Raw genomic sequence first — 16,350 nt, 5'->3', positions numbered from 1 at the left:
AACAGGCTGATACCGCCCAAGAGTTCATATCGACGGCGGTGTTTGGCACCTCGATGTCGGCTCATCACATCCTGGGGCTGAAGCCGGTCCCAAGGGTATGGCTGTTCGCCATTTAAAGTGGTACGCGAGCTGGGTTTAGAACGTCGTGAGACAGTTCGGTCCCTATCTGCCGTGGACGTTTGAGATTTGAGAGGGGCTGCTCCTAGTACGAGAGGACCGGAGTGGACGAACCTCTGGTGTTCCGGTTGTCACGCCAGTGGCATTGCCGGGTAGCTATGTTCGGAAAAGATAACCGCTGAAAGCATCTAAGCGGGAAACTTGCCTCAAGATGAGATCTCACTGGAACCTTGAGTTCCCTGAAGGGCCGTCGAAGACTACGACGTTGATAGGTGGGGTGTGTAAGCGCTGTGAGGCGTTGAGCTAACCCATACTAATTGCCCGTGAGGCTTGACCATATAACACCCAAGCAATCTGCGACCTTCTCTTAAAAAGAGCAGGGCATCAGATTGCGGTGACTGTGAAGACGACACGAACCGAAAGTTTGTTCGCACACTGAACCTGATCTATCACATACCCATTGGCTGGAGCGTCACCCGCAAGGGCAACGAGCCGGCAACCGAATTTCTTGACGACCATAGAGCATTGGAACCACCTGATCCCATCCCGAACTCAGTAGTGAAACGATGTATCGCCGATGGTAGTGTGGGGTTTCCCCATGTGAGAGTAGGTCATCGTCAAGATTAAATTCCAGAACCCCTGATCGCTTATGCGTTCAGGGGTTTTGTTTTAGTAGAAGCCATAGAATTTCGCCGATGCGTTACTTGAGTAACGAATCAGCTACAGAATTTCTTGACGACCATAGAGCATTGGAACCACCTGATCCCATCCCGAACTCAGTAGTGAAACGATGTATCGCCGATGGTAGTGTGGGGTTTCCCCATGTGAGAGTAGGTCATCGTCAAGATTAAATTCCGAAACCCCCGATCGCTAACGCGATCGGGGGTTTTGTCTTTATAGCCCTGCAGAAATATTATTAGCGGTCACGGGGCTCAGCGCCCACACGGTTGCAACCCCGGCTATTTCACGGTGCTACTGAATCACCGTATTGTGTGATCTGCTTGATTGCCTTGGAGGAAGGGGACGAGGTATCGCTAGCTGACTTTGGTTTTTGCTTTGCGTGCGGGTAAGGGTTGAGCGTTGGCCTGGCTGCGCAAATATTGCGTGACAGCCTTTACCCCTCGGTTCAAGTGAAGTTGCAGAGCTTGCACAGCCTCCTCGACCTTCCCGTCCCGTGCCAGCTTGAGTAACTCCCAATGGTCGTCCTGAGCAAGCTTCCCCAAACCCATGGCTGATAGGTTGAAGCGAAGGAAGCGCTCTTCCTCACTCAATCCCTGCTCCACCGCCGCTGATAACCGTTTATTAGGGACCTTGGCATAAAGCGCCATGTGAAACATGCGGTTGAGTCTGCCCATTTCTGAATAGTCAGTTTCGACTTCCAGTCTTTCAATACATAACCGTGCTTCTGCCAGGTCCTCGGCATCAAGGAGCGGGACTGACAGGCGGAGTGCTTCTGACTCAAGAAGGATGCGTAGCCCATATGCATCAACCGCATCCTCGCCGATCAATGGGGCCACCACGGCGCCTTTGTGAAGTTCGACTCGTAGCAATGACTGAGCTTCAAGTTGGCGAAGTGCTTCGCGTACAGGCATACGGCTAACGCCAAACAGCGTGGCAAGCTCTTGCTGGCGGAGTGCGGTTCCGGCTGGTAATCGACCATCCAGGATCGCACTGCGTAGTTTCTCCTCGATCACTGTCCTGGCCAAATGCGCAGGAGGCTGTTCATCGCCTATGATTGCGCGCAGGAGGCTTTCTCTAGCGGAGTTGGGCATCGCTACTTATCTTCATGGGTACTGTTATTGGATCCAATGGACACTAGGTCCTGCGCTATGGGTTGTCAAACTGCCAGCACGTAAGTCAGCAATCCGCGGCTGGTTTTGTCGTTCTATTGCGCGCACTTATAAAGCATAGCGCGCCGCCAGCTGCGGCTAGCCCAGCCAGTACATAGAACATTGTGGTGGGTGGCGTATTAATCAGCAGATAGCCGCAAATTACCGGGCTCAAAGCACCACCGAAGGCGGCCAGGTTCTGCGCGCCATAGTAACTACCGCGTAAGGCTTCGGGGGCTATTGTATCGACGAACAGGTATTCGGCGGGATATATGATCATTTCACCGAGCGTGAAAATGAACATAGCGATACACCACGTCAGCATGCTGTACGAGAGACTGAAGCCGATCAGCCCCAGCACAAACAACCCGATCCCCACGCAAATCCACCCGGCCAGTTGTTCACGCTTTAGCCAGCGGCCAATCTGATACTGCATGACGATCACGGTCACTGCATTGCAGGCCAGTACAGCAGACAGGATATGCAACGCATCCTCCTGCGCATGAGTAACCAACAGAAATTGCGACAAGTAGAGCGTGAAGCGACCATGGACGATGGTACTGAGCAGGCTACCGGAGGTGAACAGGATTAACGTGCGGTCGTTTTTAAGGATTCGAAGCGTGTTGAGAAAGCTCTGCGTCTTTAACTCATCGACAGGTTTGACTGGCGCAATACCTACCATTAGAAACACGCTGCCCAAAGCAATTGCGCTTGCAATAAGGAACGGTGCGAGTGGAAGGAACCCTGCGATGATCACCCCGAGCATGGGGCCTGTGGCGTAGCCGATGTTGGTCAGCGTGTAGCGCAGTGAAAACACTTTTGCACGCATACCGATGGGCAGGTTTTCGCTGATGATTGCTTTGGAGCCGATTAGAAACAACGCTGACGCCGCCTCAGTGATCACCAGCGTAAGGGTGGTCAGATACACGTTGTGGGCAAAGGTCAGCAAGGTGAAGCCTATGGCGCTTGAAAGCATCGCCATGATCAACAGCCTGCGCTTGTCCAGGCGATCAATGATATAGCCGCCGTACAGCCCAAGCAGTGTGGCGAGAAACACTGCGATGCCCATCAGCAAGCCGACATCTTGCTGGTCCAGCCCCAATCGATTGCTCAGGAATAGCGTCAGTAAAGGGCTGGTGATTGCGCGGCTGACGACAATAGTCAGCGAGCAGATCAGCAGGCGACGGATGACAAGGGAATACGTGGCCACGCGGAGTGTACGTCCTGAAGGGGTGAGGCATGGCGTACAGTGCCAGCCCGGACAACTGAGCTGGATGGCAGGCTCATCCTGCTCAACACTGTCAATCGGGTTGTTCGGCAAGCTTATATACAAAGTGAGCTGGCGTCAGCGACTGTGCCGGTCGCGATAGAGGCGTAGGGGCGGGGTGATGACTTCGATGCAGCCGTGGGAGAGTCTGTAGGAGCTGCCGAAGGCTGCGAATGGCGGCGCGTTAGCGAAACTGCCTTCGTAGCTTTCCATAGCTCCTGCAGAGCATGCATACAATCCAGAAAATTAAATGCGCTGGAGTGAGCTTTGGCGCGAGAGGCAATAAAAAGCCCACTCTTGCCAGCGATCAGAAATCCACCGTAGCCGATACCTTGAGAGTTCTTGGCGTGCCTTGGGTCAGATAGTTATTGGCGGTAGACGCCGAAGCCCAATACGCTTTGTTTGCCACGTTCTCCACATTGGCGCGCAGGGTAATATCCCTTTCGTCCATGGTGAAGGTGTAACGGGCGCCCAGATCAACACGGGTCCACGCCGGGATGCTCAGCGTATTGGCGCTGTTTATGTACTGCCCGCCCGTGCGCAGCAGACGCGCGTTGAGCGCAGCCCCTCGAATGCCTGGCACATCCCAGTCGCCCCCAAGATTAAATTGGAAGCGAGGCACGCCCGCTGCACGGTTGCCATCAGTCGCGCCCCCTGCGGTTTTGGTTTGTTCGGTGTCCATCCAGGTCGCACCGGCGAGCAGGCGCAGGCCGTCGAGAGGCTCGCCGAATACGTTCAGCTCGACGCCTTTGTTGACCTGCTGGCCATCTACGCTCAGGGAATTTAGATACGTTGTGTTATTGGGTTGCTCAATTCGATATACACCTAAGGTCGCGCTAAAGGCGTCCCAGTCCAGCTTGACCCCCGCCTCTGTTTGCTTGCTGCGTTTGGGCGGGAAGACTTTGCCAGGGTTGGTTGCATCCGTTAGTGGCGCAGTTGGTCCCTGTGCAAGGCCTTCGATCCGGTTGGCGTAAAGGGAAACGTGTTCCCACGGCTTGAGTACCAAGCCATAAACTGGTGTTGTGATGGATTTGTCGTAAGGAGTTCCGCGCGCCCCAGTTGCAGTGTTCCAGGAATCGACTTCAATCGTTTGGCGGCGCAAGCCAAGCGTCAACAGAATGCGATCATCGATGAAGCCCAGCGTGTCCGAAAACGCGGCGCTTTTCATGCGGTTCTTGCCAACGATGCGCGGGTCATGAAGGTCGCTGCCAAAGTACGTGGCCGGCGGCGTCGGACGGGGTGCTTGAACCGGGTCATAAAGGTTGCCGGGAAAACGGCTGGCTACAGACAAAGCCTCGTAAGCCGAGCGCTGTTCACCCCAGATCCCGGACAAACCGAAGTTCATCTGATGCGTGACAGGGCCTGTAGTGAAGTGCCCGTTAAGGCCGGCCATAGCGCTCTCGTTGTCTTCATCGTGGGGCGAGTAGAGGAAGCCGCCCCGCGCCGTACCCGACTTGTCGCTGACATACAGAGACGAATAAACCCCGTTTTCGCGAGTATGCTTGGCACCCACACCGGCATACGCCGTCCAGTTGTCATTCAGGTCATACTCGCCATTGAGCATGCCGTACGTATCTTCGAGCTGCGACCAGGTCCAGTCCTGCGAATAGTTATGACTGGCCGACGGCGCTTTGGGTACCGAGGTGCCAGTGGGATATACCACCGCGCGCCCTTGGTTGATGCGCTCTTTCTGATAGCCAAGATCGGCCGACAGCCGCAACCGGTCGCCGCGGTAATCAAGCGCTACAGCGATCAGCGACGAACGCTGCGACTCATCGTCAATGGCAGTATCGCCTTCATGCTGGGCCAGGTTGACTCTGACGCCCAACTGATTATCTTCACCAAACCGCTGCCCCAGATCGAGATGGCCGCCAACTTGGCTTTTGCCCGTGTAGTCCAGGGTGACACTGCGGGTTGGCGTATCCATTGCCCGCTTGGGCACCAGGTTTACGCTCCCGCCGATGCCACTGCCTGAAGGCGAAACACCGTTGATGAACGCGTTGGGACCCTTGAATAATTCGACGCGCTCCAACGCTTGGGTGGTGATGATTTGTCTAGGCAAAATGCCGTACATACCGTTGAACGAGATGTCGTCGGTCTGCAGCGGCAAGCCGCGAATAGTGAAAACCTGAGAGAAGTTACCGAAACCCGCCGATTGCCGGACCGATGCGTCATTGAGCAACACATCGCCTACCGTTTTAGCCTGTTGATCAGCGATGGTTTGTGCCGTGTAACTCACGACGCTGAACGGCACGTCCTTGATCTCGCGGTTGCCCAGCACACCTAGCCGAGCGCTACGTCCAACCTGGCCGCCGGCGTACACCTCGCTGTCACTGATTGACTGCCCGTCCACGTTGGTTGCGCCCAGCTCAACGGCATCGCCTGCATCGAGCTGCGGCGCAACGGTGTAGCCGTTGCTGCCGGTGTTCAACAAGGTGTAACCCGTTCCGGCCAGCAACTGCGCAAAGCCCGCCTGCACGGTGTAACTACCTTTCAACCCGTTACTTTGGCGATTGTTAAGCAAGGAGGCATCAAACGACAGCGGCACACCGGCCAGCGCCGCGAATTGTGCCAGCACATGCCCAAGCGGGCCGGGGGCGATGGCGTAGTCCTGCGCTGTGGTGCTGGTGGTCGCGTCCGCCGCCAAGGTGCTTTGCAGCGGCAGGGCTGCCGTCAGTGCAATGGCAATGCTCAATGCCTTGAGTGGCAAGCGGGAAAGGCGATTGTGGTGCGAATGCTGGAGCAACCTGGATGTCATGCGGCATACCTGTCGGCGCAGAGAAAATGTGGGCGTTATCTGCACACCGAACGACATGAGAAAAGGTATCAGCGAAAGTGAAATTATTTTTTGCGCCTACGCGCGAGGCTCAACCGTGACCCAGTAACGGGTCATGTTGCTGACGGAGATCGGCAGCGTGTCGTTCAATAAACGCAGGCTTGCGTCGGTGTCGCGCAGAGAAAATGCGCCGGAGACCTTTAGCTCGGCAACTGCGGAGTGGCAGCGCAGCATGCCTGGTCGATAACGCCCCAATTCAGCGAGTAAATCATCCAGCCGCATGTCCTTGGCCACCAGCATGCCGTTTTCCCAAGTCAATGCACTGGCATCCACGCTGTTCACCGGCATCAGTGAGTAGTCACTGAAAGCGCTTTGTTCGCCCGCCTGGAGCACGCGTTTGTTTACCGAGTGGACGGGCTGCATTTCGACTGCACCTTCCAGCACTGCAACGCGGCTCAATTGTTCATCCAGCCTTACGCTGAATTTCGTTCCAAGAGCTCGCGCGTTGCCGTGCGGGGTCCTGACGATAAATGGCCGATAATGGGCAGATGGATCTTTTGCTGTGGTGATCAGCACCTCTCCCTTGATCAGCTCAATGCGGCGCTCGCCCTCACTGAAGGCGATGTTTATCGAACTGGCGGTGTTGATGACCAGGTGAGTCCCATCAGGCAATGTCAGCTTGCGCTGCTCGCCGATAGCGGTGTGTTGATCGGCTGTCCATTGCTGCCATGGCAAGCGCTGATAGGACAGCCACGCAGTGGGCCCGGCGAGCAGCAACAAGCCCAGACGGGTCAATGCCTGACGACGACCGATACCTTTGTTGCGGCCGACCTGCTGCAGCGTCTGCGTAGCAATCGAACCTGGCACTGAACGAAAATCGCCAAGTATGGACTCAGCTCGCTGCCATGCCTGCGCATGTTGAATACTGCGGCTGCGCCAGCTCTGTATGGCTCGATGATCCTCATCGGTCGCCGCTCCCGAGTGCAGCTGTACCAGCCAGTCCGCGGCCTCGCCAAGAATCTGCGGATCAATGGGCTGGTTCATCAGGCCACACTCAGGCAGGCGAGAAATGCTTCACGCATATAGCGTTTGACGCTGATCAGCGACACGCCCAGCTCTTGGGCAATTTGCGCGTAGGTGAGCCCGTCCAGCTGGGACATGAGAAATGCCTGGCGGGGTTTTTCCGGCAGCTCTCTGAGCATGGCCTCGATACGGTACAGCGCCTCGAGAATCAGCAGTCGGGTTTCAGGCGAGGGCACTTCCGGCTCGGGCAAGTGAGCGATCGTTTCGAGGTAGGCACGCTCGACGTCCTGACGCCGCCAGCGATCAATCACCAGACCCTTGGCTATATGTGTCAGCAGGGCCCGTGGTTCACTGCCGATACAACGAGCCTGCCGTGTGAGCAGACGTAAAAAAGTATCGTGTGCCAGATCGGCCGCGTCGCTGGCGTTGCCCAGCTTGCGGACGAGCCAACCCTGCAACCAGCCGTGATGGTCACAGTAAAGGTTGTGGATTTCCAGATTGAGTGATTGATCAGCGGACGACATAGATAACCACTGGAGCGCGTACGGCATTCATGCCAGATGTAATTAAGAATTGATCGCAATTATATCCGCGTTCAGTCAGAGGTGGCAATTTTTGAAAGCGTGGGCGCGCAGGTACTGATCAACCCACTCGCCACTTTGTCAGTCGGAATACTGTTTTTGTCTGCCGAGCGTGAGTTCTGCGTGCCGTGCTTGCTGCGAATCAGGTGCCCCGATTCAACCGATCACTAACACCGCGTAATCGTTCTTAGTGAGCAAGCCCGGCGCCTACAGATTGACGTGAGCGCTAGCCTTTCATTCCCGGCAAGCCCCAGTTTTGCAGCGGGAAGTCAGCCAGCGATTTCAGAATCAGATCCGCGTGCTCGTACTGCTCCAGCGGCATGTGCGAGTCGGGCACGGCCACGGCGTACATGCCAGCAGCCTTGGCAGCCGTAACGCCGAAGGGCGAGTCTTCGAACACCAGGCAGTCGGCCGGCGCAACACCCAGACGGCTAGCGGCGACCAGGAAAATATCCGGCGCAGGTTTGGCCGCTCCGACTTCCGGATCATCTGCAGTCACCACGGTTTCGAACAGTTCGAACCAGCTGCGGTGCATCTCGGTCTTGGCGTGGAAATAATGAATCGAGGAACTGGTGCCGACCGCGATGGGAATATTGTTTTCCGCCAGATGCCGCACCAAGGCTTCAGCGCCATGCATTGCGGGTGCTTTAGGGAAACGTTCGTCCAGCATCGGGGCGCGGATTTCGAGGAACTCGTCCACTGAGAGCGGCAGCTCCAGCGCCTGGATCACGTAACTGGCGAAGTCCTGCGCGCCGCGGCCGATGGTGTGCTGTTTGACGGCCCAGTCAAATGTGCGGCCGTATCGGCTGGCGATCAAATGGGTGACTTCGGTGTAGACCCCCTCGGTGTCCAGCAACAAGCCGTCCATGTCGAAAATCACGGCCTTGATTGGGCCTCGCTCACTTTGCTGCTCAGTCATCGTCTCGGATCCTGTTATTTCAAACCGGGTCCCAGCCTAACGTCTTGAGCAAGACTATTGCTACCCCGCACCTGAATGCAGGCAGTTTGCAACCAAACAGCGAGAACGCTGCCCAACAGCGGTAGAAAAGGAGCATTCGTACACGCAAAACAGCAACAGCGCTGGGTCATGAGGAGATGGCGGTGATAACCTCTCGCAACTTTTCGCCCTTGCATTGTGCTGCTTTGGTCGGCCTGTAATCAGGTTGCCGAAAACCCGCAGAGGGTTCAGGGAAGATTTTTTCCAATTACCAGAAACGGATCTCTTCGAGTCAAAACATGAATAAATCAGTAGGCATCGTAGCTGGCGTCATCGTTGTTGTGGGAGCGCTGGCCACCGCCGGTGCGTGGTACACGGGCACCCGAATCGAAGGCGTACTGCGTGATTCGATCGAACAGGGTAACCAGGAACTGGCCAAATCCCTCAAAGGCTCCGGTAGCAGTATCACGCTGGAAATGCTGTCAATTGATCGGCACCTGTTCAGCAGCACGGCTCACTACCGTGTACTCGTTCACGATGAGAACCTCACTACTGAAGGGAAAAATGCCGAGTTCCTGTTTGTCGACAATATCGAACATGGTCCACTGCCGCTCTCTCGTCTGAAGAGCTTCAAGTTGCTGCCGGTCATGGCGCAGAGCAACTTTGAAATGGAGCAAAGCCCAAGCGCGACGAAGTGGTTCGCCATGAGCAATGGCGCCAGTCCGGTCACCGGCCACGCCAGCGTCGGTTATGACCGCGCTGCTACTGGCGCGCTGTTGTTGGCTCCGCTGGAGTTGAAGGACACCGACGGTACGTTCACCTTTTCAGGCCTGCGCCTGGATACCGAAGCCAGCGCTGATGCCGAGAAGATCAAAGTGCTTGGCAAGATGGACAATTTCCAGCTGAACGTCACCTCCGAAGAAGGTGAGGTCGCGCTGGGTGCTAAAGGGGTCACCCTGGACATGGGCGGCACCAAAGGCAAATCCGGGTTCTATCTGGGCCACAACAACTTGAAAGCCGATAGCTTCGTGGCACAGGTTGCAGGGCAGGCTCCCATCGCGCTCAAAGACGTGACCGGCACCAGTCTGACTCAGGAAGAGGGCGGCAATCTTGCTGCGCAGATGAGCTACAACGTCGGCATGATCAGCTACAACGGCAAGGACGTAGGCGCGTTGCAGTCCGCGTTCAAGATCAGCAACTTCGATGTCGCGGCTTCACAGGCGCTGTACGACCTGTATCAGACAAAAATTCTGCCGCAACAACAGGCCGCCAATGCTGCCGGTGAGAAGCTGGTGCTGCAACTCAGCCCGGCAGACCAACAATTGATCGATACGCAAATCATCAAATTGCTGGCCGCCAAACCGCACGTCGAGCTTGAAAGGCTCGCGCTCAAGACGGCCAACGGTGAAAGCCATTTGCGCGTTGCTGTGGATTTGACTGACACCGGCTCAACCGAACAGCCATCGCCAGATCGTTTCCGCAACGCCATCGCTCAACTGGAAGCGCGACTGGTGCTGTCCAAGCCGATGATCAGTGACCTGGCGACGCTGCAAGCCAACCTCGCTGGGCAGACCGACCCAGCTGCGATCGCCGAGCAAGCCAAAGCAGCTGGCGATATGGCGGGTGCCATGGCGGTGATGATGCAAGTGGCCAAGGTTGATGGCGACAACATCGTCTCCAACCTGCAATACGCCAACAACATCGTCGATTTCAACGGCCAGAAAATGACCCCGGAGCAATTTATTGCCCTGATCATGAGCAAAGTCATTGGGATGCGGATGAAGTAAGCCTTTCTCTCCCGAGTAAAGCATTTGTAGGTGCTGACTTGTCGGCGAGGGGCGTCACGCTTGCCGTCTCGCCAACAAGTTGGCTCCTGCAGGTTCTGTTTGCGCGGCGCAGCTACTGCGTCAACCCCACCAGCGTATCCGCCAGTTCACGAGTACGCTGCGATGTGCCGGCGGTGAGCGCACTCGAGCCCTCCAACTCGGCCAGCAACCCGTTAAGTGTTCCCACTTCCGAAGACTGATGTTCAATATGCTGCGCCACCTTGCGGATCTCTTCGGCGAGACGATCGATGTCTGTGCCTATCTCGCTGGCGTTCTGCGACGTCTTTTGAGCGAGCTGACGAACTTCGTCGGCTACTACCGCGAAGCCACGTCCCATTTCACCCGCTCGCGCAGCTTCGATAGCTGCGTTGAGTGCCAGCAGGTTGGTTTGCCCTGCGATTTGCTGAATCATTTGCACAATGGACTGAATCCTCAGGCTCGACTTGGCCAGCTCACGAGAGCTAAGCACCACTTCGTCTGCCTGGCTCGTGAGGTTCTTGACCGTGTGACTGGCTCTGTCCATGGCCTTTTCCTGGGTGGAAATGGTTTGGCCCAGTTCGTCCATTGATACATGCAACTCGCCGGAGTAGTGCCGCAGCTGGGTCGAGATTTCCTCCTGGTCGTGATGCGCTTTGACCAGCACTTCACCCAGATCGCTCAGACCGTTGAACACTGGCTGTATGTGTTCATCCAGGCCATCGGCATCAATCGCACTTTTGAAATTGCGAACCTTGAACTGGTCGATCTGCTTGACGACCACCTGGCTCAAGCCCGCGAGCTTCTTGATTTGTCGACGCAGGAAAAACGCCTTGAACTCGCCGTAGTAGGCAATAAAGTTATCAATGTAATCGTCGCGAAAAACCTGATTGTCCGCGACGCGGAAAAAGAACACCGCCGTTAGCGTCTGATTGAGGTTCAAGCCGAGGATTTCCCCAAATGTGGAGAAACCCACCACAGGGGTGTCACCAAACACACCGTTCATGCGGCTCAATTCGTTGCCGTTATTCAAGCGTCGCAGGATGCAGTCGCTCAGCAGGCCAACCAAGGGCTTTCCTGATTTGCCTTGCAGGAAACGATCAAAGTCTTTGCGCGTGGCATCCACCATGGAGGTACGCCTAACCATGACCAACTCCTCGCCTGGCGCGACGTCACAGAACAGGTGGACTCGCTCGTTTGCATAGTCGATTTGCGCAATTGAGCGAACAAACAACTCTTCGCCAACGCGTATGGCGAATGAGTACTGGGCAAGCTGAGCTTCCAGTTGGCCCGGTTCGCACTTCAGGATTTCGCACAGTGCCGAGACCATGCTGGTGATCTGTCCGCCGGAGGTCACCACCTGGCTGATGTAACGCTCTTCCAGCGAGGCCGTCAGTACGCTCATGCTGAATAGCGTTGGTTCAAAGTTCTGGCTTTTGAATACCCCGAAACGTACGTTTCTGGCGCTTTTGAGAAACACCACTTGGGCGTGATTCACATAACTGCGCTTGCCGTCATGAATGACCGTTTTCTTGAAGTCGCCTTTGCCGCCAGCCGAACCTCCGACGAACAGGCACGGAAAGCGGCCTGATTCATACAGCGCTTCCATGAAGAACGATTCAGAGGCTGATAACCCGTCAAAGGTGACGTACGCGAGCGTATCGCGGTGGTCGATAGGCGTATTGATCGTCGTGCGTTTGATTGAGTCCGTCAGCCGTGCAATACGCTCGCGCATAGACATGCGCTTGCCAGGGGTGCGGATGTCTTCGCTGTGCAGGGGGATGTGCACGATTTCGGCTGACTGAATAACGCTCGAGTCAAACAACGCCAGCACTACGCGATCCCACTGATCACCGGTTGCGCAATACAGCGCGTCATTCTTTGAAGACAACTCGCCAGAAGTGGTGCACAAGCTGATGGCTGTGTTGGGAAAGCGCGCACTGATGCTGCGGGCAATCTGATCAATATCGATGTGGGGTGAAACGAATCCCGTCAGGTAAACAGGCTCGAAACTCACGGATGCAAGTTGCTCACTCAGGCTTCTGGCCGAAGTGATCAGGTTTAGAACACCGCCGGATCTGGCAGATGTGCCCCGGAGTCGAGAAAAAAAGCTCATGGCAGAACACTCAAGATTTAAAAGGACAAAGTCTGGTCACGGGACATCGGCGCTGTATCGATTCAGCGTAGGGTTGCAATGATTGTTTTTTTGCATCGACACACGTGGGTACGTCATCGGTCTGACGGCCGATTCTAGGCAGAAACAGACATGGCGTTTTGCCTTAACGTTCCCAGGGAAACGATAGCCTGCCTCGAGAGTTCTGCTGATTTACCCGACGAACCTCACCTGCTGGCAGACAAGGTTCGTGATGAGGGCTCTAGACCGGTGGTTGGCGGGGGATGTCGACCGGCGTCTCGTGGACGTCGATCTCCGGTCGCACATTGCGCGACGAGATTTCCGTGCGCAGTTGCGGCAGGCTTTGCGGATATTGTTTGGCGATGAACGCAATCAGACGTTCGCGCATGTGGCAGCGGGCGTCCCAACTGCGTGACGAGTCGGCTGAACTCAACAGCACCCGCAGTTGCATGGCCTTGGCGTTGGTGTCGGCGACTTGCAGCACGCAAACGCGGCCGTCCCACAAGTGCGGGATGTCTTCACAGATGCGCTGCACTTCCGCACGCAACTCTTCTACCGGCAGTGAATAGTCCACCCAGACAAACACTGAGCCGATCAGGCTTGAAGTGGCGCGGGTCCAGTTCTGGAACGGCTTTTCGATGAAGTACTGCAGCGGCACCACCATGCGCCGCTCATCCCAGATTTTGATGACCACGTAAGTGCCACTGATTTCCTCCACGCGACCCCACTCACCTTCGACAATCACCACGTCGTCGAGGCGGATCGGTTGGGAGATGGCGATTTGCAGACCTGCGATCAAATTACCCAGCACCGGCTTGGCTGCAAAACCTGCGGCCAGACCTGCCAGGCCCGCCGATGCCAGCAGGCTGGTGCCGATCTTGGCCACGGGCGGGAAACTCATGAGAATCAGACCGGTACCGAACAGCAACACCAGCGCATTCAGGCAGCGCACCAAAACCCGAACCTGAGTCTGTATACGGCGGGCATGAAGGTTATCTTCGATATCCAGCGGGTTGCGGATTGCCACTGCTTCGCCCACGGCTTTGACGCAACTGAGCACCAGCCAGGTAAAACCTGCAGTGACTAACAGCCCGTTGATATGGCGCACGGTGCCAATCAGCACCAGATCATCAGGTGCCGAGGTCCAGACTGTTTGCAAAGCCAATAACGGCAGCAACCATAAGGTCGGGCTGGCGGCGCGATAGACCAGTTGCTGTGGCAACACAAATGAATTGGCGACACGACGCAGCACACTCAGTGCCAGCCAGCGAATCAGCAAAGCCAGCAATACCGCAACGCAGGCGGCGATCAGGGTCTTGAGCCACGGCAGAGGTACTGCCTCCAGCCAGCTCTGAGGCAATAGATATTCCATCGACGGTATCCATAGCAGAAATGACTTTAAGCCGAGCGGACCCTCTCGGATTCAGCCCGTCGGCCTCGATGGCGATAGCTGCCTGAAAAGTGTGAACCCGGTAAAGGCGTAAATGTTCCCCTGCCGTAGGAGGGTTGTGGTCTGATCTCCACGGTCTAGCCCATGAAATAGAGCTGTCGCAGCGTGACAGGCTACTTTTTGACCGGCAACAAAAAACCCGCCGAAGCGGGTTTTCTTCAAGACCATTCCAACATCCTGTCGGTAAGCCCTCCGGGCCATGGTCGATCATCCTTGATCCTGTGCGCGTCCTGCGCATCAGTTGTTGGATCCAATCTTACTCAGGAACCCGCAGGTGCAATAGGGCGAATTGCCTCCTCTTCGTGTAAGCCTTTCGCTATATATGCTAGTTATTCTCATTAAGGTCGGGCTGAATCGCGTCTATGAAAGGCTATGCAGAGGTGTTGCGTAATATTTAGCAACAAACATCTCCCGGAACCTTGAGTCGGGACGTAGCGAGGTTGACAATGCGATACCTATCATTCCGCTGAGATTCACCGATGTCGATGCGTTCCCGTTTTCTGGCCTGGCTGATGTTGCCGTTGTTGGCGTTGTGCAGCTCCAGCCTATTGGCCGACACCACTGATGGTGCGGCGCAAGTGCTGCATTTGCTTGATTACATGGGTGCCGACTACCCGTCGACCGTATCCGACGGCAAGGTGGTGGAAGAGGACGAATACCGGCAGCAAGTAGGGGCTCTGGGCATTTTACGGGGCTTGGTGGCTGCACTGCCTGCGCGAGCAGAGCGCGCTGAACTTGAAAAAGGCGTGTCCAGCCTCGCTGATGCAGTGGCCAAGAAGCAGGACGGTGCTCTGGTCACCCGTCAGGCCCGCCAGTTGGGTGCCCGGTTGGCGGTCGCTTACGAAGTGAGTCAGGCTCCGGTGATTACTCCGGACCCGGCGCGGGGCGCGCCGCTTTACGCACAGCATTGTTCGGTCTGCCATGGCGACGCTGGCGCGGGGGATGGACCTGCGGGTATTGGCCTGGAGCCGCCGCCATCTAATCTGCGCGACGCGGCCCGTCTGGACCGACTAAGCCTTTACGACCTCTACAACGCTGTAGGTCTGGGAATTGCCGGGACTGATATGCCGGCGTTCGCCGATCAACTGGATGACCGCCAGCGTTGGGACATCGCGACCTATATCGCGAGCTTCAGTGCGCAGCCGGTGACAGCGCCATTCAAGACCTACAACCTCGCCGATCTGGCGCGGCAAACACCTAAAGAAATCAGCGCCGCCGAGGGTGAACAGGCTGTTGCGACGTTCCGTGCTCAACGCGCCCAGCCACCTCAGGTCCAGCGCGGCCCTGCGCAGTTGCTCGATTACACCAGCCAGACGCTGGACAAAAGCCTGGCGGCGTATCGTGCGGGCGATCATGAACAGGCTTACGACTTGTCTGTCGCTGCCTACCTGGAAGGCTTCGAGCTGGTTGAAAGTTCTCTGGACAACGTAGACGCCAATGTTCGCAAAGACACCGAAAAGGCTTTGATGGCTTATCGTCAGTCCTTGCAGGACGGGCTGCCGCTGGAGCAAGCCGTACAAAAACTGGACTTCGCCAAAGCCAAACTTAAAGAGTCGGCGGGCCTGCTGGGCAGTGATGGATTAAGCACCTCGCTGAGCTACATTTCCGGCCTGCTGATTCTTCTGCGTGAAGGCCTTGAGGCCATTCTGGTACTGGCGGCGATCCTTGCGTTTCTGCGTAACACTGGCCAGGAGTCAGCGGTACGCAGTGTCAATATCGGTTGGGGGCTGGCTCTGTTGGCGGGGCTGGGAACCTGGGCGCTGGCGGCTTACGTGATCGATGTCAGCGGCGCGCAACGGGAATTGCTTGAGGGCGCGACGGCGTTGTTCGCGAGCGTGATGGTCTTGTGGCTGGGTGTCTGGATGCACGACCGTCGCCATGCAGCAGCCTGGCAGGATTACATCAAAAGCAGCCTGGTGGGCGGCGGTGGTCGTTTCGGGTTTGCGATTCTGGCGTTTTTCTCGGTGTATCGCGAGCTGTTCGAAGTCATCCTGTTTTACGAAACCCTCTGGCTGCAAGCTGGCCCGGCTGGGCACAATGCAGTGCTGGCGGGCGGTGCCACGGCATTGGTGTTGCTGATCGGGCTGGCGTGGATCATCCTGCGTGGCTCGGCAAAACTGCCGCTTACGCTGTTCTTCGGGATCAACGCAGCACTGCTGTGTGCGTTGTCGGTGGTGTTCGCCGGGCATGGCGTAAAAGCCCTTCAGGAAGCCGGTATTTTCGGTACCCGGCCTGTGCCGTTCTTCGAGTTCGACTGGCTGGGCATTCATGCCGATGCGTATTCCCTGTGCGCCCAACTGATAGCCTTGCTGGCCATTGCAGTGCTGTACGGTCGCAGCTGGTTGGCGGAGAAGCGCAGGGCGCAGGTCGCATGAATTTCTTGTAGGAGCTGCCGAAGGCTGCGAAAGGGGAGTGTCATAAATATCGGTTTCGC

Annotated in this window: 11 protein-coding genes, 3 rRNA genes and 1 pseudogene (1 of these 15 only partly in view); 5 read left to right on the top strand and 10 right to left on the bottom strand. The window is 56.5% G+C overall.

Annotated features, from left to right (window positions below):
- The 3 genes from ABRP31_RS26910 to rrf (ABRP31_RS26900) all read left to right on the top strand — a co-directional run.
- A 23S ribosomal RNA gene (locus ABRP31_RS26910) occupies positions 1-455 on the top strand (it extends 2,439 nt beyond the left edge of the window).
- 169 nt (positions 456-624) lie between these two features.
- Positions 625-740, top strand: a 5S ribosomal RNA gene (rrf, locus tag ABRP31_RS26905).
- A gap of 108 nt (positions 741-848) precedes the next feature.
- Positions 849-964, top strand: a 5S ribosomal RNA gene (gene rrf / locus ABRP31_RS26900).
- A gap of 187 nt (positions 965-1,151) precedes the next feature.
- On the opposite strand, the gene ABRP31_RS26895 is transcribed toward rrf (ABRP31_RS26900), so the two are convergent.
- The 7 genes from ABRP31_RS26895 to ABRP31_RS26865 form a co-directional block, all read right to left on the bottom strand.
- Entirely contained in the window at positions 1,152-1,889 is a 738-nt protein-coding gene (locus ABRP31_RS26895; RefSeq protein WP_349971228.1) for a GntR family transcriptional regulator, read from the bottom strand.
- An 85-nt stretch (positions 1,890-1,974) separates the two neighbouring features.
- Positions 1,975-3,156 carry an MFS transporter gene (locus tag ABRP31_RS26890; RefSeq protein WP_349971227.1) on the bottom strand — a complete coding sequence of 394 codons (1,182 nt, stop codon included), beginning with the start codon at positions 3,154-3,156 and terminating at the stop codon, positions 1,975-1,977.
- A gap of 135 nt (positions 3,157-3,291) precedes the next feature.
- Entirely contained in the window at positions 3,292-3,426 is a 135-nt protein-coding gene (locus ABRP31_RS26885) for a hypothetical protein (protein WP_349971226.1), read from the bottom strand.
- Between the two features lie 94 nt (positions 3,427-3,520).
- Positions 3,521-5,971, bottom strand: a complete 2,451-nt coding sequence (locus tag ABRP31_RS26880) for a TonB-dependent receptor (RefSeq protein WP_349971225.1) — start codon at positions 5,969-5,971, stop codon at positions 3,521-3,523.
- Between the two features lie 96 nt (positions 5,972-6,067).
- Positions 6,068-7,033 (bottom strand): FecR family protein, encoded by a 966-nt coding sequence (locus tag ABRP31_RS26875; protein ID WP_349971224.1) that lies wholly within the window; start codon positions 7,031-7,033, stop codon positions 6,068-6,070.
- Positions 7,033-7,536: a sigma-70 family RNA polymerase sigma factor gene (locus ABRP31_RS26870; protein WP_087272025.1), complete on the bottom strand. Its 504-nt coding sequence runs from the start codon at positions 7,534-7,536 to the stop codon at positions 7,033-7,035. The genes ABRP31_RS26875 and ABRP31_RS26870 overlap by 1 nt, the downstream gene beginning before the upstream one ends.
- A gap of 283 nt (positions 7,537-7,819) precedes the next feature.
- A complete protein-coding gene (locus ABRP31_RS26865) occupies positions 7,820-8,512 on the bottom strand; it encodes an HAD-IA family hydrolase (RefSeq protein WP_087272022.1) in 693 nt (230 codons plus the stop codon).
- 317 nt (positions 8,513-8,829) lie between these two features.
- Here ABRP31_RS26865 and ABRP31_RS26860 point away from each other — a divergent pair, with 317 nt between their 5' ends.
- Positions 8,830-10,317, top strand: a complete 1,488-nt coding sequence (locus tag ABRP31_RS26860) for a YdgA family protein (RefSeq protein WP_349971223.1) — start codon at positions 8,830-8,832, stop codon at positions 10,315-10,317.
- Positions 10,318-10,429: 112 nt separating this feature from the next.
- Here the strand turns inward: ABRP31_RS26860 and ABRP31_RS26855 are convergent, their stop codons facing one another.
- From ABRP31_RS26855 to ABRP31_RS26845, 3 genes and pseudogenes are all read right to left on the bottom strand, one after another.
- Positions 10,430-10,879, bottom strand: coding sequence for a methyl-accepting chemotaxis protein (locus tag ABRP31_RS26855; RefSeq protein ID WP_372489480.1), 450 nt, complete (start codon positions 10,877-10,879; stop codon positions 10,430-10,432).
- A gap of 462 nt (positions 10,880-11,341) precedes the next feature.
- Positions 11,342-12,448: pseudogene (locus tag ABRP31_RS26850) on the bottom strand (FIST signal transduction protein); the annotation flags it as partial.
- Between the two features lie 259 nt (positions 12,449-12,707).
- Entirely contained in the window at positions 12,708-13,838 is a 1,131-nt protein-coding gene (locus tag ABRP31_RS26845; protein WP_087272016.1) for a mechanosensitive ion channel family protein, read from the bottom strand.
- Between the two features lie 557 nt (positions 13,839-14,395).
- On the opposite strand from ABRP31_RS26845, the gene ABRP31_RS26840 reads away from it, so the two are divergent.
- The gene (locus tag ABRP31_RS26840; RefSeq protein WP_349971221.1) at positions 14,396-16,291 is read left to right on the top strand and encodes a cytochrome c/FTR1 family iron permease; all 1,896 of its coding nucleotides are present in this window, start codon (positions 14,396-14,398) and stop codon (positions 16,289-16,291) included.
- Positions 16,292-16,350: the final 59 nt, after the last annotated feature.

It is taken from the genome of Pseudomonas caspiana, from assembly GCF_040224095.2.
Lineage (GTDB): Bacteria > Pseudomonadota > Gammaproteobacteria > Pseudomonadales > Pseudomonadaceae > Aquipseudomonas > Aquipseudomonas caspiana.
The sequence above is the reverse complement of the archived record's forward strand: the minus strand, read 5'-3'. Positions and strand labels throughout refer to the sequence as shown.